This window comes from Ochrobactrum teleogrylli, assembly GCF_037482325.1.
In the GTDB taxonomy this organism is placed as follows: Bacteria; Pseudomonadota; Alphaproteobacteria; order Rhizobiales; family Rhizobiaceae; genus Brucella; species Brucella teleogrylli.
This window is the reverse complement of the sequence record NZ_JBBHKQ010000002.1, coordinates 632,393-654,646: the sequence shown is the minus strand read 5'-3', so window position 1 is coordinate 654,646 and position 22,254 is coordinate 632,393. Positions and strand designations below refer to the sequence as shown.

The window sequence follows — 22,254 nt, the reverse complement described above, 5'->3', positions numbered from 1 at the left end:
AAAACCTAAATATGGCCTCACGATGAAGCCAATGATATTGCTCGGCTTTCGACCATATCGCAAAGAACGCGCACACGCATGGGAACCAGGCGCTTATAGGCATGCACAGCGTGAAACGGCATAGACGGAAGTGGTACCATTTTCGAAATTTCGACCAGAGTTCCTTTTTCGAGGTCGTCCTTAACCACACAACGCATCACAACAGCTGCACCGAGACCATGTCTGGCAGCGGCTTTCAATGCCTGGCCTGAATCGCAATCGACACGTCCTTGTGGGACGAAGTGAGTACCATCATCCAGCTTTACGTCGTTCGGGTATCCATTGCCCATATACCTTGCAAAGGGCAACCTGGCGGCTTCCTTTATCGTGCCAGGCAAACCATGATTGTTCGCAAAATCCGGAGAACCGACCATAATCATTTCAAAATCGGCCAGTCGGCGAATGATCAAATCACCATTCTCGATTGCTCCAACTCGAAATGCCACGTCATAGTCTTCGCGAATAATATCGACGTGACGATCGGTCAGGCCGATTTCAAGATGAATTCCCGGGTAACGCTTAGCAAAGCCGGACAATATGGTGTCAAGGAACAGCGGGGCAAGTTCGCTAGACATGGAGAAGCGGACACGACCTGATATCTCCTTGCGTGCATTGATTTCATCATCGGCAATATCGAGTTCGCGAAGCAGGGGAGACAAGCGCTCGAATAGCAAATGCCCGTCTGCGGTCAGTACGAGAGCACGCGTCGATCTTAGAAAGAGACGCGCTTCGATGAGCCTTTCAAGTCGTCCGACACTTCTGGAAACAACTGAAGGAGATGTCTTGAGCAGCCGAGCTGCTGCACTGAAGGAACCTGCTTCCACAGTGCGCACAAATGCCAGAAGGCCTGCGGTTTCATTCAAAAGGTTTGGCATTCGAACTCCGGAAGCAAAAGTGAAATACCCAGCCAAGGGCTAATGGAACACAGATCAAATCCATATTTTACCTTTAGATCAATATGGAGAAAGTATATGGGTCTTCTCAAAGGCAAGGTGGCCGTCATCACAGGCGGCAACAGTGGTATCGGTAAAGCAACTGCTAAACTATTCGTGGAGAACGGAGCACAGGTCGTCATAACTGCTCGCCGACAGGACGCTTTAAACGCAGCACTGAAAGACATCGGCGGAAATGCCATTGGCATTTGCGGCGATGTCTCCGATCTTTCCCACCATAAACGGGTGGCAGATGAGATCTCCGATCGCTTCGGCGCTTTCGATATCTATTTTGCAAATGCCGGTGTCATTGACCTTAAAGCGTCTGAGGCAGTAACTGAAGATATTTATGATCGACATTTCAACATTAATACAAAAGGTGTCTTCTTCGGTGTCCAGACACTATCGCCACTCATAAATGACGATGGCACTATTATTGTCACCAGTTCTCTGGCTGCAACCAAGGTCCTTCCTGATCATACAGTCTATGCCGGTTCGAAGGCGGCTGCGGTGGCATTTGTGAAGAATTGGGCTCTCGAATTCAAGCACAGGCGTATCAGGGCAAATGTTATCAGCCCAGGACCCACAGATACTGAAATCCTGGGCAAACTAGGAATCTCAGATGTCGAACGCGAACCGTTTCTCAAATTGATGGCCGAAACCATTCCCGCAGGCAGACTGGGAACAACTGATGAACTGGCACGAGCCGCTCTGTTCCTGGCTTCACAGGCGAGCAGCTTCATCAATGGCATTGATCTCCACGTCGATGGCGGAATGTCGCTTGTTTGAAGGATCTGGCTTTATGACACAGAATAATTCTGAAATTGCTGCTTTTGTTGAGAAACTGGCAGAAGTGGGCAGCCATTATCGCATGGACGAAATGGAAGAGTTGTATTCGGAAGATCTGGCTTTCCTGGTGTTGACGCCAGATGGCGAAATCTCCCGCTTTTCGAAAGCGGGAATATTCGAGGAGTTCCGGTCACGACGAGACGCAGGGGAACTTCCTCTTCTTACCACAAAACGATTTCTTCATATTGAAGCGCAGGGAGATGAAGCCACTGTCATTCTCTTTCGCCAGATGAGTGAGAAAGCGACCCCTGCATTTTATGAACTACGCCTTAGAAAGCAGGAGGGCAACTGGAAGGTTTGCGGTGAAACAGTATTGCCGTGGCCTGACCTTTCTCAAGCTGGCAGCTTTCTTCCTCCGCGAGAAAAGCAATTACCAGATCAGACCGGAACTTGCGTGGAAGCGTTAGCTCTCAAGCGGGAATAGTCGTGCTTGAACGACCGTAGATATATGAAACCTCGGTGGCGAACAGTTGCCACCGGGATCATTCGAATCCTGTCAACAAGCATAGATTGCTCAGTAAATTGAACTCTGCAAAACTTCATCAGTCTTAATATGGGGGTCAGACGTTGTTCTCGTAACAAATTTCTCTCTGACACGTTTGCAAGTTGAATTTTTCAAAGGTGATCATTGTGACTGGGATGCAAAAAGCTGAAGCATTGAATGGTGTACGTTTCCAGAGGCGGGTCTGGAACTGGGTGATTGAGTGTTTCGGAAGAGATCTGGCGAACAATAGAGCGGAAAGAAATCGGCGGTTTCTCGAAGAAACTGTGGAACTGGCCCAGTCTCTGGGGTGTGATAAGGCTACCATACTTCAAATCGTTGAATATGTTTACGCTCGGGACCCTGGTATTCCTGAACAGGAAGTCGGCGGCGTTATGGTAACTTTTGCAGCGTTATGCGAGGCAAACAACATCGAAATGGCTGCTGCCGGACGAAACGAACTCTCGCGCATATCGTCAGCCGAGGTAATAAGAAAAATCCGGGCGAAGCATTCTTTGAAACCAGAACTTTGAGCCAAACCAAACATCAGGGATACGGCCGGCTCCGGAAGTTGGATGTGAATGTTGTTCCCGACCTTACACCAATACTTAGGACGTAAGTTTCCTCGTATGTCGTACAGGATGCTTCATTCCAACAGCCAATCGCCCCGCGTTGTCTGCCGAGATATTTTTAAAAACGATCTGGTAAAGCGGATCGAAAACAGAAACAGCGATCGCGGCTTCGGCATACTGTATCGAGTTGGGATATCGGGATCTCTTGAAAAAGGCACGAGATCGCGCATCAAGCAGGTGGGTTACATGTCTGTCTACCGTGTTCATCGTCTCGATACTGGAAACTAGCCAGCACGTCCGACACTCAGACGAGTGTCCAGGCCGAAATGCCCACCATTACCGGCATCTCGTAAACAGGAGAAATCATCATGTCCAAGCATATCCTCATTGTTGGCGCCGGTTTTGCCGGTGTTATGGCAGCATTGGCTGCCTCTCGGCTGAGGCACGAAAAGAGTGTCTCAGCTGAGGATTTGAAAATCACCGTCGTATCCCCTGAACCTGAGCTGGTCATCCGCCCGAGACTCTATGAACCCGAGCCCGATAAGATGACAGCTCCTCTTGGGGATCTCTTCTCCGCTACTGAGATCAATTTCATTGCTGGTACAGTAGAAAAGATCGACGTTGCTGGTAGCCAAGTTGCGATCATAGATGGCAACGGTCGAAGTGTCCTACAATCCTATGACAGACTCGTGCTTGCTGCTGGCAGTCGCGGCTTTCAGCCACCAATCCCCGGGCTTGAGGAATACGGCTTTGCCTCCAACCATCTTGAAGAAGCTGTAATACTGGACCAGCATCTGCACAGGCTTGCTGATCATCCGGCAAGCCCCGCACGAGACACAGTTGTGGTAGGCGGAGCGGGTTTCACAGGATTGGAAGTCGCTACCGAACTCGAAACGCGTCTGCGTGGTATTCTGGGCTCCAAGGCTCGTCCGCGCATCATCATTGTGGACCGGAATCCGCATGTCGCTCCGGCAATGGGAGAAAATCCACGTCCATATATTGAGCAGCGTCTCAAAGAACTTGGTATAGAGACCCGATTAAACACGGGAATTGCAAGACTCGACGAGAATTCAGTAACGCTTGATAACGGAGAACGGATCGAGACGGCGACAGTGATCTGGTCGGGAGGCATGCGCGCCTCTCCGCTCACAAGTCAGCTCGAGGCAGAAAGAGACCAGCTCGGACGTATAATAGTGGAACCGGATCTTCGCGTACCTGGTCACGCTCAGATTTTCGCGACTGGAGATACCGCAAAGGCGGCAACCGACAATGAGGGAAATTTTTCGCTGATGTCCTGTCAGCATGCACGTCGACTTGGCGCATTTGCAGGCCATAATGCAGCAGCGGAACTCTTAGGCGAGCCAACCTTGGCGTATAATCAGCCCGCATATGTTGTTTGCCTTGATCTCGGTGCTGACGCTGCAATTTTTACACGTGGATGGTCCGGCAAAGTTGAAATCACCGGCACCGACGCGAAGAAGGTGAAGCAGGAGATCAATACAGTCTGGATTTATCCGCCAGCTCCAGACCGGGCCACGGCATATGAGAATGTTCATATAGCGCGGACGGTCGATTTCTAGTTCGTTCAATCAATGTCATCCTCGGGGAATTTGATCCGCTCGATCTCGGGGATTACGATTATGGCCCGCTTTGCTTGTAAGGCGGGCCATAATGAACATACGAGTTACGGCGTGTTTGTCCGGCCAAAACAGTGTTCTTAGGCTGCACGGCGGCAGAGCGCAACGAAGCTCTTTGCGGCTAATGAGGATTCGCTCTTTCGGAAGGCAATGGCGACATCTGAGGTCGTAGTGATGCTGCTTACATCCACATAGCATATGCCAGGAAGGCCCACGGCATTCATCGATTTGGGCACCAGTGCCACACCGAGTTCAATTGCGACACGGCTTGCTATTTCGGTGAAATCCAGTGCATGCGCATTGATATCTGGTTCGAAACCGGCGCTTCGGCAGGCTTCGAGTGTTGTCCTGTGAAAGCCGATGTCGGCCGGCTGGCGCGGTGTGAGGAAGGTTTCTCCCTTCAAGGCGTCGAGCCGGAGTGTGCTGCAATTCGCCAGGGCATGGGCTTCATTCAGCACGGCAACGAGAGGTTCACGCTTCACGATTAGGCTGGTCAAGCCGGGTGGCATCGGGGCGGGCCAGCGGATGAAACCCATATCCAGCAAGCCTTCCGAAATGCGCGAGAGTTGCATTCGCAGTTCCATTTCAGTGAGGTTGACCGCGACATCGGGATATTCCGCCCGGAATGTACGGATGGTTTCGAAAACGATGCCGGAATAGGCGGCTGATGCGACATAGCCGATGGAGACCTGCCCGATTTCGCCCCGCCCGGCGCGTTTGACTGCCACCATGGCCGCGTCGGTCTGTGCAAGGATCTTGAGCGCTTCGCGGTAAAGCACCTCGCCCGACTGGGTCAGTTGCACTGAACGCCGCGACCTGTCGATCAAAGGCGAGCCGACGATTGTCTCCAGCGCCATGATCTGCTGGCTGAGGCCGGGTTGGGCGATGCCCAGTCGCGCGGCGGCGCGCTCGAAATTCTTCTCGTTCACCAGAGCGCAGAAATAGCGCAAGTGACGCAACTCGAAGGAGCGAGCGGCGGGGATTTTATTCGAAGCTGGAGGCATTTGAGCGCCTTTTTGAATAATTCAAAACTATGAGGCCGATAGTTATCATAATTCATAGTTATGAAAAAGGCATCATCGGCTTATTGGATAAAATGACAAAAGATGATTAATGAAGTCCAGTTTATATTCCGAGAGGGACTCCCGTGAGCATCCTAGCCCGATCGCGCCGCGCATTGTCGGTCGTAGCCATTTCCAGCACCACTTTCGCCGCTGCGACCGGAGCGTTTGCACAGGAGGCAGCCGCTCCTACAATTCTCGCACCCATCGTTGTCGAAGGCGGCCGTGAGGACCCGACAGCACCGGTAAAAGGCTATGTCGCAAAGACGAGTATCAGCGCAACCAAGACCGGCACTCCGCTGGTAGAGACGCCGCAATCGATCTCGGTCGTCACTGCTGATCAGATCAGGGCACAGGGCGCCCAGACTTTGGGGCAGGCGCTCGGCTATTCGGCAGGTGTCGTTTCCGAACCCTATGGTTCCGACCCTCGTTTTGACTCGCCTCTTGTCCGCGGTTTCGATGGCCGGCAGGTGCAGTTCCTCAACGGGTTGCGCCTGATGCGGACCGCGGGCACCTCGGCGGTCGATCCCTATATGCTGGAGCGTATCGAGGTGGTGCGCGGTCCTGCTTCGGTGATGTTCTGGCAGGGTAATCCCGGCGGACTCATCAATATGATCAGCAAACGCCCGACTTTTGAGAAATTCGGTGAAATCGGCTTCCAGGCTGGCAGCTATAATACTTACGGCACTTTCTTCGATGTGGGTGGCCCGGTTCTCGGCAATGACAATCTTGCCTATCGCATGACGGGTCTGGTGCGCAAATCTGGAACCCAAACCGATTATCTCGACAATGATCGGTACTTCATTGCTCCGGCCTTCACCTGGAAGCCCGACGAAGACACCAAACTGACAATTCTGACCAGCTTCCAGCATGACAATCCCAGCTCGCCCTCAGGCTTGCCGCCAAGTCTGACACTGAATGCCACGAATTACCGCCTGCCACGCGAATTCTACGTGGGTGATCCAAGCTTCGACGATTCTGATCGCAATGTCGTCAATCTTGGTTACGAGCTGGAACATCGCATCAACGAAACCTGGACGTTCCGCCAGAACGCTCGCTATGCCGCCCGCAAGTTGGGTGTCGTTGGAGGAGGCCTGCCGATTACTTCCTGGACGGGGGTGTAGGGCCCAAAGTTCTTTTGAACGCCTGGGCGAACGCGCTATGTGAATGGTGTCCGACAGCTTCGGCCACCGCCGCCACTCTCTTGCCCGCCCCCAGCATGCGCTGTGCGAGGATCATGCGCCATGTGGTCATGTGGTCGAGCGGAGGTTGGCCCGCGCGGTCCAAAGGTCGAGTGCCACGTTGGCCCATTTCTCGACCTGATGGAATGTATAGAGCGCAGCGACCGCGATCAGCGTCACGGCAGCAACGACGATCCAGGCATTCCATGCGGCATAGGTTTCAGCCGCATAGCCGAGATACCAAGGCGACAGCAGAAGACCGAGACCGGCAATGATCTTGAGGACATCGAAAGCCATCCGGTTATCGGAAGACAAAGACTTCAGCATCGTTCATTCCTCCGTGTCGGTTTGCTTGCCTCTTCAACGAACCGTCTTTCGCGAACGGGAGGCGGGTGCGGCGGCGCTTCCGCCTCCGCCATCGCGAAGCCTGGAAGCCGGATCGGGCGGAGGCAAAAGACGCCTTTCATCCGCTCCAGGCAAAAACGGTGCGAGTTCATCCCGCGTGAACGCGCCCGCCGCGATCTCGTGCAGGGCAAGATCGCCCACGCTTCGATCGACTGCGTCGAGCCTCGGTTCCGCGCCCGATGCGGGAGGCAGCGGCAAGCGTCAGCGCGAACCGGTTCGGCAGAACCTTCTGGCAATCGAAAGCGACATGCGTATCCATCGCCGGACCTCATGCTGCCTTTCGTGTGCCTGAATCATCCCCATCATCCGCAACCTCGCGTTCAAGCGCGAGCAGCGCCTGCTCGACCTCGTAGAGCCGCGACGGCCGGTCGTTCTCGGGCATGCCTTCGTTGGTGGCCTGGTCGATCAGGTACTCAGTCCAGGCCCAGTTCATCAGAATCGCGCGCTTCGCCTCCAGCGTTAGCTTCCGATCGCTGATCACCTTCATGGGCGTCGTCCAGCTTTCAGGACCGGACGGGTCGTTGCGGTTCACCGCGCCGTCGGGCGCACGCCCGTAGGTCTCCTGAAGGGCGGCGAGCCCGAGCCGGTCGAGCGTCGCGTCCGAGAAGGCGTGGGTTGATTTTCCTACATATGCCTGCTTCTCATCGGCGCGCTGGCTGCGGCCATTGCCTGTCGTCTGCCGGGGCGGTGTCTGGACCATATAGGTCAGACCCTGTCGCTCGGCATAGCGGATGGCCGATTGCAATGTCGGGAAGCTCAGCTCGACCTGGGTCAGCGTATCGTCGCCGCCCGTGTAGCCCATCAGCGGCTCAATGAAGGGCGCGGTGCGCCGCTCGAACACAAGTCGCCAGCCCTTCGTGCCGGCCTTGCCGGAGGTCGTCACCGCGCGGGACGGCTTGTAGATGCGCGCAACCGCGCCATCCGGGAAGACCGAGTGCCCCATCGAAAGGGGCTTGTGCCGGTTGTCGTTCGACGGCCACTCTTGCGGAATTGGTGTTCTGATTGATTCGTTGATCTTTCTCGTCGTCTCCATCGTTCATCCCTCCCTCTCTGGCGAAGGATGCGGCCGACGGCGGCCGGATGGCCCGCCGCCGGCGCCTGCCATGCGTCAACTCTTAATGGCGATGCGCTTGACCTGCGACTGCGCCTTCTCGCTCTTGGGCAAGGTCACGGTCAGCACGCCGTTTTTGAACCGCGCGTCGACCTGGTCGTCCTTGACCTCGTAGCCGAGCGGGATGCGACGCTCGAAGCGGCCATAGAAGCGCTCGGAGAACTGTCGGTCCTTGTGCTCCGTCTCGGAGCGCTTCTCGCCCCGCAGCGTCAGCACCCCGTCCTCGAGCAGGACCTCAATGTCCTTTTCTTCGAGGCCCGGCACCTCAGCTGTCACCTTGATTTCCTTCTCGCCGTCGGAGATCTCCACGCTCGGCCAGCCGCCGCTGAAGGCGGAAGCTCCCACGAGAGAGGGCAGGTTGGAGCCGAAGCCGCGGAAGACGTCTTCGAACAGCCTGTTCACCTCGCGATGCAGCGAAAGGAACGGATCACGATCGCCATCGCGCAAGACACTGGGAACCTGATTGCCGCTGCTGCGGCCCCAGGGGATCAAATCACGGACACTCATTGTTCTTCTCCTTTCTGTTCGTTCGATTGACAATGCTTTCCCGTCGGCGCCGGGAAGTGCCCGGCGCCTTGCGGGAATTACGCTGAGAGAGCTACCTCAGGCGGCCTGCTTGTCGGCCTCGATCTGCCTGGTCTCGACCTTGGGCAGTGCCTCGCCGGCCGCGATCTGAATCTTGCGCGGCTTCATTTCTTCGGGAATCTCACGCTTGAGATCAATCGTCAGCAGACCATTGACGAGGCTGGCGCCCACGACCTTCACGTGGTCGGCCAGTTCAAAGCGACGCTGGAATGTGCGCGCGGCAATTCCGCGATGCAGATACTGGCTGTTATCCTCGCCAGCCTTCTGACCGGATACAACGAGCATGTTCTGCTCCTGGGTGATGGTCAGTTCGTCCTGCGAGAAGCCGGCCACCGCCATGGTAATGCGGTAGTCGTCCTCGCCGGTCTTGGCTATGTCATAAGGCGGCCAGTTGTCGATGGTCTCGACACGGCTCGCAGCTTCGAGCGCGTTCAGCATTCGGTCGAAGCCGATGCTCGACCGGAACAGGGGAGTAAAGTCGAAAGTGGTTCTCATAGCCACATCCTCCTTGTGAAGCAATATGGGTACAAGTTGTTATCCCGCAGGACGCTTTTGCATCCGCTCGGTTTTCCGACCCCCAATGGGCGTCAGACAACTACAATTTAGTTTCGCCGCAGAACTGTTCAAGGGGGAATCTTCGTGTCGATACGACTTTGATCCGGAGATGAAAATTTCCAATTAATCAACGTGCGGACCATGAGGAGGTGACGATATGCGGCTGAGAACATCAGCGCCATTTCTGGTCTGCTCGATGGCGCGCTGATCATGCAAATCAGCCAAACAGGTGTAGCCGCCGAGGTGCTTGCTTAAGCTGTGTCTTTCTCAACGAAGAGAGTTCTACACACGATGGCTTCCCGTCAGTGCTGCGCTGTCGACTGCACTCCGCGAAAAACGGCAGGTTTCCGACCGCGACCGAGTTAAGTCGAATGGCTGAAATGGGATTGGAAGTTGACGCCTAACATTCACGATTTATCGGGTTGTAGCGTAAAAACGGCGGATTTTTATCTCTTCTGTTAGAATACGGCGATTGGCGGTGTTTTGGCGGATTCGCGTTAGGAATTCGAACTTGGTCCCCGTTAACAAATTAAGCCGCGAATTTCGATATAGTCCGTTCAACTAAACGCAGGAATCGTTTGTTGCGAGCCTCCGCAACCAAAAAACCGTAACAAAAACAGTGTGTTAAAGCCTCCCTCGGGAGGCTTTTGTCGTTCGCACTACAACTCGTGGAAGCACACTGGAAGCGTCGCGAATATGGTTGCAGCGCAGAAACGGCGGCCCAGCCTTCTATAATGAATGATGGAGGGGTGTGGCGGAAACGCAACGCCGTCGAAGGTGAGTAGCGCCGGGGAAGCACCGAACGACCATGCTCTGCCCACTGAAATATCGGGAAAGGTCGTCTCGGCTACAGGCGAATGTCCGACATCCGCCCGTGCCTTGGGCCGCCACAAGTCGGCAGCCATCCACCAATTAATCAAAGTGGCCGGTGCGCGGCTCTCATTCTTGCCACCCTATTCGCCGGACCTTAATCCGATCGAACAGACCATCTCCAAGATCAAACATTGGGTGAGAAATGCGCAAAAGCGCGCCATCGCCCACACATAGCGTCATATCGGCAGCTTGGTAGCAACCATCCAACCTGCCGATTGCCAAAACTATCTCGATAATGCCTGATAAGGTTCCGTCAAAAGATGAAATGCTCTAGATATCAATGACCAGTTTGCCCTTCGCACGCCCACCTTCCAGCTCGTCATAAGCATGCGGCGCTTGGTCCAGCGAAAAGCTGCGATCATCCACAATGGGGCTGAGCTGACTTGCCTCGACTATCTTGGCTATGTTCCTCAGGATCGCGCCGTGCTTTGCTTTCTCGTGATTATGGAGCATCGGGATGAGCATGAAAATTCCATGCAATGTGAGGCCCTTGGCGTGGACAAGTCCGAGATCCAGGGTGGCCCTTGCCGCCGTCGTTGCGATGCGTCCGTCGAGGGAGGCCGCCTCGAATGAATTTATGAGGTTCGGACCACCGACTGTATCGATGATAGCGGAGAAGCCTCGCCCCCCGGTCAGACGCTGCTTGTATTCGGCAGGGCTCTCTTGCTTGAACAAGATCGCTTCGCTGGCACCCAGCGAAAGCGCAACGCGTGCGTCATCCTCATTCTCGACAGTCACTGTGATCGAGTTGGTGATACGCTTCGCGAGTTGAAGCGCGATGTGCCCGACGCCGCCTACGCCGCCATGGATGAGAAGGTTGTCATCTTCACGCAGTTGTAGGCGCTCAAGCAGGTTTGTGGCCGTAATCGACACCAGAGGAAGCGCCGCACTCTCTTTCACTGAAATATTCGATGGCCGTTTCGCGATCAACTCCTGGTCTGCGGCAATGTACTCGGCAAGAGCGCCACCGCGTCCCTTCACGCCGCCAGCGCAGCCGAATACCTCGTCTCCGACTGAAAAGCCTTCAACGCCATCCCCGATCGTCGCGATCACTCCAGCGAAGTCGCAGCCGATCGCAGACGGAAGTTCTGGGCCGATAGGAAGACCGGCGCGGATTTTGTTATCGATCGGGTTGAGCGAAGCCGCTGCTATCCGGACAATCACCTGCCCAGGACCCGGGCGAGGAGTTTCGATGTCCTGGACCTCGAAATTGCTGGTCGGGCCGTGTTCTTTTAGGATTAGTGATCTCATGACAAATCTCCCGTTTGTGTATCACTGACGGGTAAGCGATGTTCATAAATCAGACAAACGAATAATACTTCTTGACCCTATTAGCTTTACTAATGACGTGGCGCTTCGCTCATGTTAGAGCGCGTTTCGATCTGAATGAATCAGATCGGCGCTCTACCCCTTTCTATTTCAAGCATAATCTTATCGATCCTCGTTTCACTCCGGTCGGATTATGCTCTAGTAACCTTGCTATGAACAGGGACTTTCCAATGCGCGTTCCAGACCTCGAAATCGATTTGCTTCGCTCTTTCAGCGCCGTCGCTCTTACAGGAAGCTTTACCACCGCAGCAGAGCTTGTAGGCCGCTCACAGTCGGCAATCAGCCAGAGGATATCGCGTTTGGAGGCGACCCTTGGCCAGAAGCTGTTCGAGCGAACAGCGAAGGCCGTGGTACTGACCCGAAATGGGGAGCGCCTTCTAGCCTCAGCCCGACGATTGCTCGATTTGAACGATGCCGTGGTACGCGATTTGATGCGACCGACAACAAGTGGGAATTTGCGACTGGGAATATGCGAAGACTTCATTCCTTCCCAACTGCCCCAATTGTTGTCCAGGTTTAGTCACGTCTATCCAGACGTCCACCTCGAGCTGATGACCGGACTGAGCGGCGAGCTCCACGCAGCCTACCGAGATGGCCAACTGGATGCTGTCATCGCAAAAAAGGATGGCGGGGCAAAGAAGGGCCGCGTGATCTGGCGGGAGCCTTTGGTCTGGACAGCGAGCAGCGACTACGAGGTCGACTTTTCTCAGCCGGCTCGGCTCGTTATGCTGCGCGCTCCCTGCGCGTACCGGGACATAATGATCACTGCATTGGATTCGGTTCGACAGGAGTGGATGTCAGTTTGCACTGCCTCAAGCCTGATGGGCGTACAAGCGGCCGTCGCGGGCGGTCTTGGCATCACCGTGCTTGGCGCGACATTCGTTCGCGGAAGCATGACGATCCTACAAGCACCCGACCATTGGCCTGCGCTCCCGATGACCGAAATTGCGGTCGTCTCCGAGGACGACTCCCCGACAAGTCCAATCGGAACACTTGTGACGTTTCTCACGGGCTACCTTGCGGCCTCGGAAAATCCATACCTTCAGGGCATTGGCAACATCTCAGGCAGAGTTTAAGGCGACTGCGGGATTGACTGGCTGCCGCCATGCGGCGAAACGATCATTCGCCAAATCGTGGCTTGACTCTTAGGAGGGCGTCAGGGGCGTTCAATAGTTGTCTGACCGCCACTCCGATATGTTGGCGAAACTTGGCATAAAGCCTTCTGTCGGAAGCGTCGGCGACAGTTACGACAATGCACTCGCCGAAACGATCAACGGTCTCTATAAGCCCGAAGTCATTCATCGCTGCGGGCCATGGAAGAACTTAGAGGTGGTAGAATTCGCCACTCTGAAATGGGTCGACTGGTTCAACCACCGACGACTTCTGGAGCCAATCGGAAACATGCCGCCAGCCGAGGCTGAAGAGCGATACCACGCTATGCTGGATGAACCAGCTATGGCCGCATGACGCAAACCACATGGCCTCCGGTAAACTCTGTGCGGTTCACCTGATCAAGATCGGCGTCCGATAGCAGCTCCCATTTACTTGGCGGTCGCGGGCCACAACTCGGCGATGGGGAGGGAGGTGTTGTACTTTACCTGCTTTAGAGCGAAACTCGACCTGATATTCGCAACACCCGCGGTCTTCGAGAGCTTGTCCAGGATAAAGTCTCTAAGCGCTACGGTATCCCGAGCGACGACCCTCAATAAATAGTCGGCATCGCCTGACATCAAATAGCACTCCATGACCTCCGGGAGCTGGCTGACGGTAGCCTCGAACAGCCCTAATACCTGCTCGGACTGACGCTCCAACGTCACATGGATGAAAATACTGATAGTGCCGCCGAGCTTCTCCGAGTCCAGTAAGGCAACATGTCCTTTTATTATACCGGTCGCCTCGAGGGCTTTGACGCGCGCGAGACAAGGCGACGGAGACAATCCGACGCGTGAGGCGAGCTCGACGTTGGTGAGCTTGCTCGATTTCTGAAGTTCCGCGAGTATCTTGCGATCAAAGTTATCAATCTTCATAAAGCACTCCATTTCTGCTGCTCCGCATGCATCTAGAAGCACGATATGCCGATTTCACCGCCGCAACGTCCATAATCAGCATAAACCACTCCTGTCTTTATGGTACAAGCGTTCTAAATAAGGAGGAATAAACCATGGACGAGATTTCCGGTCAAACAATTGCAAGCGCAGCTAACCCAACGGACAGTGATCCTGTAGAGACGCTGGATTGGCTGCAGTCGCTCGAAGCGGTAAACAAGGTGGAAGGAGGGCGTCGCGCGCGTTACTTGCTGGATGCACTCGATCGTCGAGCGAAGCAGCTTGGTGTCGTGGAGGAAAGCCTCCCATATTCGCCGTACAGAAACTCGATTGAGCTGAGCAAGCAGCCTCCCTTCCCAGGCGATCTAGCGATGGAGGAGCGTATTACGTCGATCATTCGATGGAATGCGCTCGCGATGGTCGTTCGCGCCAACCGAGCTTACGGCGAGCTGGGCGGTCACGTCGCAAGCTACGCTTCCGCAGCGGAAATCTTCGAAATCGGCTTCAATCACTTCTTCCAGGCAAAGAGTCAAACCCACGGGGGCGACCTCGTATTCTTCCAGCCGCACTCGGCTCCCGGTGTCTATGCACGCGCGTTCCTCGAAGGTCGTCTCAACGAAGAGAACCTGGCTCACTATCGACAGGAAATCACGGGGGATGGCCTGTGCTCCTATCCTCATCCCTGGTTGATGCCCGATTTTTGGCAATTCCCCACCGGTTCGATGGGTATCGGCCCGATCAGCGCCATCTATCAAGCTCGCTTCATGCGCTACATCCGCGACAGAAAGCTGTATGACACCGACAAACAGCATGTCTGGGGCGTGTTCGGCGATGGAGAAATGGATGAGCCCGAGTCCATAGCCGCGCTCTCGCTCGCTGCCCGCGAAAAGCTGGATAACTTGACCTTTATCATCAACTGCAACCTGCAGCGCCTCGATGGCCCTGTTCGCGGCAATGGGCAAATCATCCAAGAGCTGGAAAGCCTTTTTAAGGGCGCTGGCTGGAATGTGATCAAGGTTCTCTGGGGTTCGGAATGGGATCCGATATTCGCCCGAGACGAAAATCATAATCTTCTAAAGCGCTTTGCTGAGACCGTCGACGGTAAATATCAGACGTTGGGAGCGAAAGACGGCGCTTATAACCTTGCGAATTTCTTCGACGAAGACCCCGAGGTGCGGAAGCTGGTTGCACATATGTCAGACAAAGACATCGACCAGCTGAGGCGCGGGGGCCACGACTTCCGCAAGCTCTACGCGGCATTCAAAGCCGCCAAGGAGACTAAGGGGCGCCCGACGGTGATCCTTGCAAAGACGAAGAAAGGCTACGGCATGGGTGGAGCGGGAGAATCCCGGATGACCGCTCATCAAGCGAAAAAGTTGGACATCGATGCGCTGATCGCCTTTCGGGATAAGTTCAATCTCCCTCTTACCAATCAACAGGTCGAAAACCTAGAATTCTTCAAGCCTGCCGAGGACTCGGCCGAGCTCGCCTACCTGCGAGCCCGTCGCGAGTCGCTCGGTGGATATTTGCCTAAGCGCCAGAAGTCGGTCGAGCGAACGGAAGTTCCCGCCTTCGCGACTTACGCGGACTTCGCGGTACGAGCCGACAACAAGGAAATGTCGACAACAGTGGCAGCAGTCCGTCTCTTCAGCAACCTGCTGAAGAGCAAGGAACTGGGCCCCCGGATTGTACCCATCGTCGCTGACGAAGCGCGTACGTTCGGGATGGACAATCTCTTCAGGCAGGTTGGCATCTATTCGCCAGTTGGGCAGCTTTACGAGCCCGAAGATGCTGGTTCGATGCTCTTCTACAAGGAGTCCGTCGACGGTCAATTGCTTGAGGAAGGCATCACAGAGGCTGGGGCGATCTCGTCGTGGGTCGCTGCGGCTACGTCATACAGCGTTCACGGCAAGGCTATGCTGCCGTTCTACATCTACTATTCCATGTTTGGGTTCCAGCGTATTGGGGATCTTATCTGGGCAGCAGCCGATCAGCGAGCTCGCGGTTTCCTGATCGGTGCGACTGCAGGCAAGACAACCCTTGGAGGCGAGGGACTTCAGCATCAGGATGGCAACAGCCACTTGATGGCCGCTATGGTTCCGAACTGCCGCGCATATGACCCAGCTTACGCCTACGAGATGGCGGTGATACTCGATCACGGCGCACGGAGGATGTTGCAGGATGGTGAGGACGAATTCTACTACATCACCGCCATGAACGAGAGTTACGCGCAGCCTTCGATACCAAAAGATGTTGAAGACGGCATAGTCAAAGGCATGTATCGTCTGAGCGGCCCCAAGGATGCCGCCGCTGTCAGGTTGGTCGGATCAGGCGCAATTCTTCCAGAGGTCGTCGCAGCCGCGGACCTTTTGAAAAGGGATTGGGGCATCGAAGCCGAGGTCTTCAGTGCAACAAGCTTCAGCGAGCTCGCGCGAGATGCGCGTGAATGTGAGCGAAACAATATCTTCAATGCAGAGGCGCCTGTGCGCAAAAGCCATGTGGAGACACTACTGGCGGGGTCTGCTCCTATTGTCGCGGCGACCGATTATGTAAGGGCTTATCCTCAGCTGATCGCATCTTACGTGTCCGCGCGTTTCCTGGCGCTGGGGACTGACGGCTTTGGTCGGAGTGACACTCGGCAGGCGCTGCGGTCGTTCTTCGAAGTCGACAGACAGCACATCGTTGTCGCCGCCCTGTCCTCGCTCGCCGCAGAAGGCGGGATCGATCGGAAGAAGGTTACTGACGCGATCAAGAAATACAATCTCGATGGCGAGCAACCCGCTCCGTGGTTGCGCTGATGTTCCACACTTCGCGCCTACGGGGTGCGAAATGGTGACATGCCGATGGGCGCAGTTACGCGCGCTCACTCCAATCATTTAGGGAGGATGCGCCCATGGGCGTTCAATATACAGTCGAACTGCCGGATATCGGCGACTACAAGGATGTGCCCGTCGTGGAGGTCCTGATTAAGCCCGGCGACGCGGTAACGGCGGACCAGTCGTTAATAGTTCTCGAGTCCGACAAGGCGACGATCGAGGTACCGTCCCCCGTGGCCGGAAAGGTCGTCGAGCTGCTTGTTGAGGTTGGAAAGAAAGTCTCGAAGGGCGTCCCGGTAATCATCATCGAAGCAGTCGCAGAGACGGCGTCTGCTCCTTCTCGTGCTCCAAGTCCCGCTCCCGTTTCCCAATCATCGTCCGTAGCGGAGCCCACGGCCGAACCCGCTGCGACTGTAAATACGGACGCTCGCACGGCTGCGATACCAGTTGAGCAGCAAAAGGCTACCACGGCCACCACAGTTCCCGACATCGCAACGAACTCCCATGCTACTCCTTCCGTTCGAGCTTTTGCCCGACAGCTTGGCGTCGACCTGTCCGCTGTCAAAGCAACGGGTCCAAGCGGACGCATCCTCCGCGGGGACGTCCAGCTGTATGTCAAGGCGCAGCTAACAGGGGGCGCCCCGTCGGCTGCGCGGAACACTCGTGACACGTCGACTTCGGGAATACCACCGATGCCGTCGTTCGACTTTTCGAAGTACGGTGAAATCGAACGTCTGCCGCTCTCGCGCATCCAGCAGATTTCAGGTGCCAACCTGCACCGCAACTGGCTGAATATCCCGCACGTTACAAACTTTGATAATGCAGACGTGACAGACCTCGAGGCTTTCCGGCTCGCGGTCAATGGAGAGAAACGTCAGCCTCCGGTGAAGCTGACTTTGGTCGCGTTCATGCTAAAGGCGTCCGCTCTTACGCTCGCAGCGTATCCGCGGTTCAATTCCTCGCTGGAGGGGAGTCAACTGATCCAGAAGCAGTACGTCCACGTGGGCTTTGCGGTCGATACACCCAAAGGACTGATGGTTCCGGTGATACGCGACTGCGACAAGAAAGGCTTGATCGAGATCGCGACGGAGATGTCCGCTCTGTCGGAAAAGGCGAGGCAGGGCAAGCTCCTGCCATCCGACATGGAGGGAGGGTGCTTCTCTGTTTCGTCTCTCGGGGGCATCGGTGGAACGGGGTTCACTCCGATCATCAACGCGCCGGAAGTGGCTATCTTGGGAGCTGCCCGGTCACAGATACAGGCCGTATGGGACGGCAAGGAATTCCAGCCCCGACTGATCATGCCGATGAGCTTGTCGTGGGACCACAGGGTTGTCGATGGCGTGGCCGCAGCCCGCTTCCTCGGCCACCTGGCTTCCCTCCTGGGCGACTTCCGACGCGCCCTCCTTTAATCCCGCGGCCGCAAATTCGAAAGTATCACAATGACCACTGTAGAGATTCTTGTTCCCGATTTGGGTGACTTCAAAGACGTTCTGGTTGCGGAAATCTTTGTCAAGGATGGAGACCTTGTAGAGGTCGAGCAACCGATAGCGTCAGTCGAAAGTGACAAAGCCACGATGGACATTCCATCCCCTTCGTCAGGCGTCTTGAAACGCGTGAAGGTCGCTCTCGGGGATAGAGTAAGCAAAGGGTCGCTGCTTGCGGTTTTAGAGACATCCAGTTCGGTAGAAGAAAACCCGTCGCCTGCAGATGGAGGGGAAGAGGAGGCGACGAGCCCGGTGGCGACGACGATTGATACACCGTTGGAGGGGATCTACGATCTGGTCGTTATTGGCGGCGGGCCGGGTGGCTACTCAGCGGCGTTCCGCGCGGCTGACCTGGGCCTTAAAGTCGCCCTTGTGGAGCGGTATGATGCGTTGGGCGGCGTCTGCCTGAACGTAGGGTGCATACCCTCGAAGGCGCTGCTTCATCTTGCGGCGGTCAAAGAGGAAGCGGATCGGATCGGAGCTCACGGCGTTTCATTCTCCGATCCTTTGATAAACCTAGATAAAGTTCGCAATTTCAAGAACGCCACTATCAAAAAACTTACCGACGGACTGGCTCAAATGGCCAAGATCCGCAAGGTAGAGCGTATCACGGGGACTGCTCGTTTCGGTGGCGCTCACCAATTGGAGGTCGCCGACGGAAACGATTTGCGACGGGTCGATTTCAGGAGCTGCATTATAGCAGCCGGTTCCTCGCCGATTTCTCTGCCGTTTCTTCCGGAAGATGCGCGCGTCGTCAACTCGACGGGAGCCCTCAAGCTGGATGCGTTCCCTGAGCGGATGCTTGTAATCGGAGGCGGGATCATTGGTCTCGAGATGGCGACGGTTTACAGCGCACTGGGCTCTTCGCGTATTGACGTGGTGGAACAGCTGGATGGTATTCTGACCGGCGTAGATAGAGACCTCGTATCGGTATGGCAGAAGAAGAATGCACACCGTTTCGATCGCATAATGACCTCAACCAGGCTCGATGCCGTGCATGCTTCAGATGGCGGCCTTACGGCAAGCTTCGGGGGATCGCAGGAAGCAGCATCATATGATCTCGTGCTTCAGGCAGCTGGCCGACGCCCCAACGGTGATCAAATTGGCTTGGAAGCAGCCGGTGTCACTCACGAAAGAGGCTTCATCAGTGTAGATAAGCAAATGCGGACGAACGTTCCTCACATTTTTGCAATAGGGGATATTGTTGGGCAGCCGATGCTCGCGCACAAAGCGGTACATGAAGGCCACGTCGCGGCCGAGGCGGCAGCCGGGCACAAAACGGCTTTCGAGGCGATGGTGATCCCGTCGGTAGCCTATCTGGATCCCGAAATAGCATGGGTGGGTGTCACTGAAGACACCGCCAAGGCGAGCGGCCAAGAGGTGAAAGTATCTCGTTTTCCTTGGGCTGCCTCGGGGCGAGCTATTGCCAACGGCGCAGAGCACGGAATGACGAAATTGATCTTCTCGAAGGAGAGCGGGAGGATTATCGGCGGTGCAATTGTCGGACCCAACGCCGGCGACATGATCGGAGAGATTTGCTTGGCGATCGAACTCGGTGCGGGCGCAGTTGACATTGCCCGCACGATCCACCCGCATCCTACCCTAGGAGAAACAATCGGAATGGCGGCGGAGGTCGCCGAAGGCACCTGCACCGACCTCCCTCCCACAAGACGGTCGTCAGGCTGAAGCGCTAAGATGAATTTGCCGGCTGGGTTTACGATTGAGCCGAGCCAGCTTCCCTCAAGTGCTTATCGTTTGTACATCAAAAAGTCATGAAGCCCGGGTCGCTAGCGATCCGGGCTTCATGTTCTCAGGCTCAATCCGGTCAGAGAACGAGTGTCTAGAGCAGTTCCAGTTAAAACGGAGTCATTGGAACCTTTGGGGACCGCTCTATCTATTTGTTTTTACGTATTATCCTACGCATCGAGAGCCAAGATCAGAAATCGGTCCAGTGGACTGTTTTCCCCGCGTAGGCGCTTCGCACTTTTGGCTCGAAAATGCTCTAAGCAGCACCACCGTCAATCTTGCGCAGCGGAAATACCTCAGCACTTTCGACGAGTGCGGGGATTTTCTCAAGAATTGCCCGGATATGCGGGCTAGCCGCATGCTTCTCCAGAAGATCGCGGCTTTCCCATTCTTCTGTCCATACAAAGCGGCGGGGCTGGTCAAGGTCACGGTTTAGCTGATAGCTGATGCAACCCTCCTCCTTCAACGTGGTGGCAATAACTGAACGAAACAGCGCTTCGAGCTCCTCTTCAACGCCGGCTTTCGACATGAATATCGCAACGGTAGGTGTGGTCATCCTGTCTCCAATCTTTTGCCTGTTGTTTTCGCTCAAGGTTTCCCGTAAGCGCCTTGATAGGTGCCTTCGCGGATAGATTTGATCATCTCGTCCTCGCGCACCATCTGAGCCTTCACCGCCTTCAGCAGGTCCGTTGCGACCGACAGTGGGAATGAGACAACCCCGTCTTCGTCGCCGGCGACAATATCGCCCGGCAAGATCACAGATCCTCCAGCCGATACAGGCACGTTGATCTCGCCCGGACCGCTTTTATACGGTCCTCGGTGGATAACGGAACGGGCGTAGCAGGGAAAATCAGACAAGCCGAATGCTGCCACATCCCTGATCGCTCCATCTATGACGAAGCCTTCAACGCCGCGAAATTCGGCGATCGTCTTTATGATCTCGCCGATCAAGGCACGCGACTCGTCTCCTCCGCCGTCTACGACGACCACATCACCAGCGCCAACCATTTCCAACGCTCTCAAAATCGCGAGATTGTCGCCGGGACGGGTCTTCACGGTGACTGCGGTGCCGATCATGTAACGCCCCTTGTGGAACGGTCTTAATCCAACACACCCAGGAAGCCGCCCAAGATTGTCCGATATGACCGAGGTCGGCGCGCCGCGGAATCCTTCGATGACGTCTTCGGGTACTTTCAGGATTTCGGTCGAAGCAATAGATACTGTCACGGTCTGTTTCCTCAGATATAAACTGGTCCAACAACGCCAGCGCGCACCGGTTGCCGCTACTTCGCGCCCGCAGCGTTGGCTCTGTTCCAGCCACGATGGTCGTCGCCAAAGCCTTCCCAGCCTGTTTCCGTAACGACAACAGTATCTTCGAGCTTGATGTACCCTCGCGTGGGATGCTTGATGGCTGTTTCAATGGATACCACCATGCCGGCTTGCAGCGGGCGGTGTTCATCATAACCGTCGTAAGGAACGGGACCGGTCCCAGTGAGGCGCGGGCCCTCATGGCTGACCAAACCCATTCCATGAGCCAGAAACTCCATATAAGGCTTGTGAGGAGACTTTTCGATTATTGCCTCAGGCACCGTGAATATGTCACCGCCGCGCGTTCCCGCTCGGATCGGCTTTCGGGCCACATCCTGGATTTCCAAAACGAGGCCGAGCAGATCCTCGAGCTCGCTATCTGGCTCGCCCAGTATTCCCATGCGGCACAAATCGCCGATGTAGCCGTGATAATTACCTGCCGAATCCAGCGACAATATATCGCCTTGCTTGTAAACCAGGTTCGAGGGCGACCTGTTTAGATCCGCTCCCGCGGTGGGCCAGCAATATTCAAACTTCAGGTCACGGTTGACTTCCTCACGACGGATTTTTGCCACGAGGTCATTCTTGGTCATCCCCGGCGCGCAGTAGTCGAAAGTAGCCTTCATGGACGCGACGACGCGCTCAGAGGCTTCCTTGAGAAATACGAGTTCTTCCGGTGTCTTGACCAGCCGCAGCCGTTCAAGGACGAAATTCGCGTCCACAACGCGACAGTCATTGTCATACAGCAGCTGGCCGCCGTCCATTGGCACGAAGGATTTTTCAACGCCTATGGTGGAAGATGATGCGCCGATCTTCCTGATGTGGTCGACTGCGAGCTGCATTGCGTCAACGCTGGTCCACGTGACGGTTTGCGTAACTGGCGTCCAGAACTTGCCGAGAAGCTTCTCAAAGTTTTCCAGCGCGGCGCCGAAGTACGCGCTGTTTTCGGGCTTGCCTTTTTGGTAGACAAGGACGGGGAGATATCGGCTCAACGCGACGGCGTCCATGTAGTCGAAAAAGAAGAAGCGGTAGCCACCTAGCAGATACTGGATGTTGTGCTTAGAGGTAACGATCAGGACGTCTATGCCGGCTTCATCGAGGAGTCGATCAAGAAGGGCGGCGTCGAAGGGCAGAGAGGTAAGCGCAAGAGGCGGTGGAGCGTTCATGGAATATCCCCTTATGAATGATTGGCCTGAGACACTTCGCGAGGGTATCAGGCGGCTCTAAAAGGTCGCGGTGGAGTGC

Annotated in this window: 20 protein-coding genes and 3 pseudogenes; 11 read left to right on the top strand and 12 right to left on the bottom strand. The window is 55.5% G+C overall.

What is annotated here, in order from left to right:
• Nucleotides 1-17: 17 nt before the first annotated feature.
• Nucleotides 18-914 carry a LysR family transcriptional regulator gene (locus WIX40_RS20630; RefSeq protein ID WP_339441840.1) on the bottom strand — a complete coding sequence of 299 codons (897 nt, stop codon included), beginning with the start codon at nt 912-914 and terminating at the stop codon, nt 18-20.
• Nucleotides 915-1,010: 96 nt separating this feature from the next.
• Between WIX40_RS20630 and WIX40_RS20625 the strand changes: the two genes are divergently transcribed.
• From WIX40_RS20625 to WIX40_RS20610, 4 genes are all read left to right on the top strand, one after another.
• On the top strand, nt 1,011-1,760 hold the full coding sequence (locus WIX40_RS20625; protein WP_036588386.1) for an SDR family NAD(P)-dependent oxidoreductase: 750 nt from the start codon (nt 1,011-1,013) through the stop codon (nt 1,758-1,760).
• 13 nt (nt 1,761-1,773) lie between these two features.
• A complete protein-coding gene (locus tag WIX40_RS20620) occupies nt 1,774-2,244 on the top strand; it encodes a nuclear transport factor 2 family protein (protein ID WP_036588390.1) in 471 nt (156 codons plus the stop codon).
• A gap of 206 nt (nt 2,245-2,450) precedes the next feature.
• Complete coding sequence (locus WIX40_RS20615) at nt 2,451-2,834, top strand: hypothetical protein (protein ID WP_210249382.1); 384 nt, start codon at nt 2,451-2,453, stop codon at nt 2,832-2,834.
• Nucleotides 2,835-3,241: 407 nt separating this feature from the next.
• Nucleotides 3,242-4,453: an NAD(P)/FAD-dependent oxidoreductase gene (locus WIX40_RS20610; protein ID WP_339441832.1), complete on the top strand. Its 1,212-nt coding sequence runs from the start codon at nt 3,242-3,244 to the stop codon at nt 4,451-4,453.
• A gap of 137 nt (nt 4,454-4,590) precedes the next feature.
• Here the strand turns inward: WIX40_RS20610 and WIX40_RS20605 are convergent, their stop codons facing one another.
• Entirely contained in the window at nt 4,591-5,514 is a 924-nt protein-coding gene (locus WIX40_RS20605; protein ID WP_266031331.1) for a LysR family transcriptional regulator, read from the bottom strand.
• A 143-nt stretch (nt 5,515-5,657) separates the two neighbouring features.
• Between WIX40_RS20605 and WIX40_RS20600 the strand changes: the two are divergent.
• Nucleotides 5,658-6,635 (top strand): annotated as a pseudogene (locus WIX40_RS20600) (TonB-dependent siderophore receptor); the annotation flags it as partial.
• 37 nt (nt 6,636-6,672) lie between these two features.
• Here the strand turns inward: WIX40_RS20600 and WIX40_RS23695 are convergent.
• The 5 genes from WIX40_RS23695 to WIX40_RS20580 all read right to left on the bottom strand — a co-directional run bounded on the left by WIX40_RS23695 (nt 6,673) and on the right by WIX40_RS20580 (nt 9,348).
• Nucleotides 6,673-6,792, bottom strand: a complete 120-nt coding sequence (locus WIX40_RS23695; RefSeq protein ID WP_371834168.1) for a helix-turn-helix transcriptional regulator — start codon at nt 6,790-6,792, stop codon at nt 6,673-6,675.
• A 29-nt stretch (nt 6,793-6,821) separates the two neighbouring features.
• The gene (locus WIX40_RS20595) at nt 6,822-7,079 is read right to left on the bottom strand and encodes an SPW repeat protein (protein ID WP_339441824.1); all 258 of its coding nucleotides are present in this window, start codon (nt 7,077-7,079) and stop codon (nt 6,822-6,824) included.
• A gap of 346 nt (nt 7,080-7,425) precedes the next feature.
• Entirely contained in the window at nt 7,426-8,190 is a 765-nt protein-coding gene (locus WIX40_RS20590; protein WP_339441823.1) for an NADH dehydrogenase ubiquinone Fe-S protein 4, read from the bottom strand.
• A gap of 75 nt (nt 8,191-8,265) precedes the next feature.
• Complete coding sequence (locus tag WIX40_RS20585) at nt 8,266-8,775, bottom strand: Hsp20/alpha crystallin family protein (RefSeq protein WP_339441821.1); 510 nt, start codon at nt 8,773-8,775, stop codon at nt 8,266-8,268.
• A 96-nt stretch (nt 8,776-8,871) separates the two neighbouring features.
• On the bottom strand, nt 8,872-9,348 hold the full coding sequence (locus WIX40_RS20580; protein WP_006471531.1) for an Hsp20 family protein: 477 nt from the start codon (nt 9,346-9,348) through the stop codon (nt 8,872-8,874).
• A 939-nt stretch (nt 9,349-10,287) separates the two neighbouring features.
• Between WIX40_RS20580 and WIX40_RS20575 the strand changes: the two are divergent.
• Nucleotides 10,288-10,524, top strand: a pseudogene (locus WIX40_RS20575) (transposase); the annotation flags it as partial.
• Nucleotides 10,525-10,551: 27 nt separating this feature from the next.
• Here the strand turns inward: WIX40_RS20575 and WIX40_RS20570 are convergent.
• Entirely contained in the window at nt 10,552-11,532 is a 981-nt protein-coding gene (locus tag WIX40_RS20570; protein WP_339441818.1) for a zinc-binding dehydrogenase, read from the bottom strand.
• Between the two features lie 248 nt (nt 11,533-11,780).
• Here WIX40_RS20570 and WIX40_RS20565 point away from each other — a divergent pair, with 248 nt between their 5' ends.
• Both WIX40_RS20565 and WIX40_RS20560 read left to right on the top strand, forming a co-directional pair.
• A complete protein-coding gene (locus WIX40_RS20565) occupies nt 11,781-12,686 on the top strand; it encodes a LysR substrate-binding domain-containing protein (protein WP_339441816.1) in 906 nt (301 codons plus the stop codon).
• A gap of 112 nt (nt 12,687-12,798) precedes the next feature.
• Nucleotides 12,799-13,077: pseudogene (locus tag WIX40_RS20560) on the top strand (integrase core domain-containing protein); the annotation flags it as partial.
• Nucleotides 13,078-13,151: 74 nt separating this feature from the next.
• Here WIX40_RS20560 and WIX40_RS20555 read toward each other — a convergent pair.
• Nucleotides 13,152-13,637 carry an Lrp/AsnC ligand binding domain-containing protein gene (locus WIX40_RS20555; RefSeq protein ID WP_182522667.1) on the bottom strand — a complete coding sequence of 162 codons (486 nt, stop codon included), beginning with the start codon at nt 13,635-13,637 and terminating at the stop codon, nt 13,152-13,154.
• Between the two features lie 134 nt (nt 13,638-13,771).
• Here WIX40_RS20555 and mdeB point away from each other — a divergent pair, with 134 nt between their 5' ends.
• The 3 genes from mdeB to lpdA all read left to right on the top strand — a co-directional run bounded on the left by mdeB (nt 13,772) and on the right by lpdA (nt 19,641).
• Nucleotides 13,772-16,453: an alpha-ketoglutarate dehydrogenase gene (gene mdeB, locus WIX40_RS20550; protein WP_339441814.1), complete on the top strand. Its 2,682-nt coding sequence runs from the start codon at nt 13,772-13,774 to the stop codon at nt 16,451-16,453.
• A 95-nt stretch (nt 16,454-16,548) separates the two neighbouring features.
• The gene (gene aceF / locus WIX40_RS20545; protein WP_371834160.1) at nt 16,549-17,880 is read left to right on the top strand and encodes a dihydrolipoyllysine-residue acetyltransferase; all 1,332 of its coding nucleotides are present in this window, start codon (nt 16,549-16,551) and stop codon (nt 17,878-17,880) included.
• 30 nt (nt 17,881-17,910) lie between these two features.
• A complete protein-coding gene (gene lpdA / locus WIX40_RS20540) occupies nt 17,911-19,641 on the top strand; it encodes a dihydrolipoyl dehydrogenase (RefSeq protein WP_339441812.1) in 1,731 nt (576 codons plus the stop codon).
• A 316-nt stretch (nt 19,642-19,957) separates the two neighbouring features.
• Here lpdA and WIX40_RS20535 read toward each other — a convergent pair whose 3' ends face one another.
• From WIX40_RS20535 to WIX40_RS20525, 3 genes are read right to left on the bottom strand one after another with little or no spacing between them, the layout of a single operon-like run.
• Nucleotides 19,958-20,257, bottom strand: coding sequence for an antibiotic biosynthesis monooxygenase (locus WIX40_RS20535; RefSeq protein WP_182522663.1), 300 nt, complete (start codon nt 20,255-20,257; stop codon nt 19,958-19,960).
• Between the two features lie 32 nt (nt 20,258-20,289).
• Nucleotides 20,290-20,928 carry an RraA family protein gene (locus WIX40_RS20530; protein WP_339441809.1) on the bottom strand — a complete coding sequence of 213 codons (639 nt, stop codon included), beginning with the start codon at nt 20,926-20,928 and terminating at the stop codon, nt 20,290-20,292.
• A 56-nt stretch (nt 20,929-20,984) separates the two neighbouring features.
• Nucleotides 20,985-22,175 (bottom strand): M24 family metallopeptidase, encoded by a 1,191-nt coding sequence (locus tag WIX40_RS20525; RefSeq protein ID WP_339441807.1) that lies wholly within the window; start codon nt 22,173-22,175, stop codon nt 20,985-20,987.
• Nucleotides 22,176-22,254: the final 79 nt, after the last annotated feature.

Coding starts and splice junctions, on each gene's coding strand:
- mdeB (WP_339441814.1), top strand. CDS start 13,772: ATGGACGAGATTTCCGGTCAAACAATTGCAAGCGCAGCTAACCCAACG.
- WIX40_RS20595 (WP_339441824.1), bottom strand. CDS start 7,079: ATGCTGAAGTCTTTGTCTTCCGATAACCGGATGGCTTTCGATGTCCTC.
- WIX40_RS20630 (WP_339441840.1), bottom strand. CDS start 914: ATGCCAAACCTTTTGAATGAAACCGCAGGCCTTCTGGCATTTGTGCGC.
- WIX40_RS20620 (WP_036588390.1), top strand. CDS start 1,774: ATGACACAGAATAATTCTGAAATTGCTGCTTTTGTTGAGAAACTGGCA.
- WIX40_RS23695 (WP_371834168.1), bottom strand. CDS start 6,792: ATGCTGGGGGCGGGCAAGAGAGTGGCGGCGGTGGCCGAAGCTGTCGGA.
- aceF (WP_371834160.1), top strand. CDS start 16,549: ATGGGCGTTCAATATACAGTCGAACTGCCGGATATCGGCGACTACAAG.
- WIX40_RS20535 (WP_182522663.1), bottom strand. CDS start 20,257: ATGACCACACCTACCGTTGCGATATTCATGTCGAAAGCCGGCGTTGAA.
- WIX40_RS20590 (WP_339441823.1), bottom strand. CDS start 8,190: ATGGAGACGACGAGAAAGATCAACGAATCAATCAGAACACCAATTCCG.
- WIX40_RS20555 (WP_182522667.1), bottom strand. CDS start 13,637: ATGAAGATTGATAACTTTGATCGCAAGATACTCGCGGAACTTCAGAAA.
- WIX40_RS20610 (WP_339441832.1), top strand. CDS start 3,242: ATGTCCAAGCATATCCTCATTGTTGGCGCCGGTTTTGCCGGTGTTATG.
- lpdA (WP_339441812.1), top strand. CDS start 17,911: ATGACCACTGTAGAGATTCTTGTTCCCGATTTGGGTGACTTCAAAGAC.
- WIX40_RS20625 (WP_036588386.1), top strand. CDS start 1,011: ATGGGTCTTCTCAAAGGCAAGGTGGCCGTCATCACAGGCGGCAACAGT.
- WIX40_RS20570 (WP_339441818.1), bottom strand. CDS start 11,532: ATGAGATCACTAATCCTAAAAGAACACGGCCCGACCAGCAATTTCGAG.
- WIX40_RS20605 (WP_266031331.1), bottom strand. CDS start 5,514: ATGCCTCCAGCTTCGAATAAAATCCCCGCCGCTCGCTCCTTCGAGTTG.
- WIX40_RS20580 (WP_006471531.1), bottom strand. CDS start 9,348: ATGAGAACCACTTTCGACTTTACTCCCCTGTTCCGGTCGAGCATCGGC.
- WIX40_RS20585 (WP_339441821.1), bottom strand. CDS start 8,775: ATGAGTGTCCGTGATTTGATCCCCTGGGGCCGCAGCAGCGGCAATCAG.
- WIX40_RS20525 (WP_339441807.1), bottom strand. CDS start 22,175: ATGAACGCTCCACCGCCTCTTGCGCTTACCTCTCTGCCCTTCGACGCC.
- WIX40_RS20565 (WP_339441816.1), top strand. CDS start 11,781: ATGCGCGTTCCAGACCTCGAAATCGATTTGCTTCGCTCTTTCAGCGCC.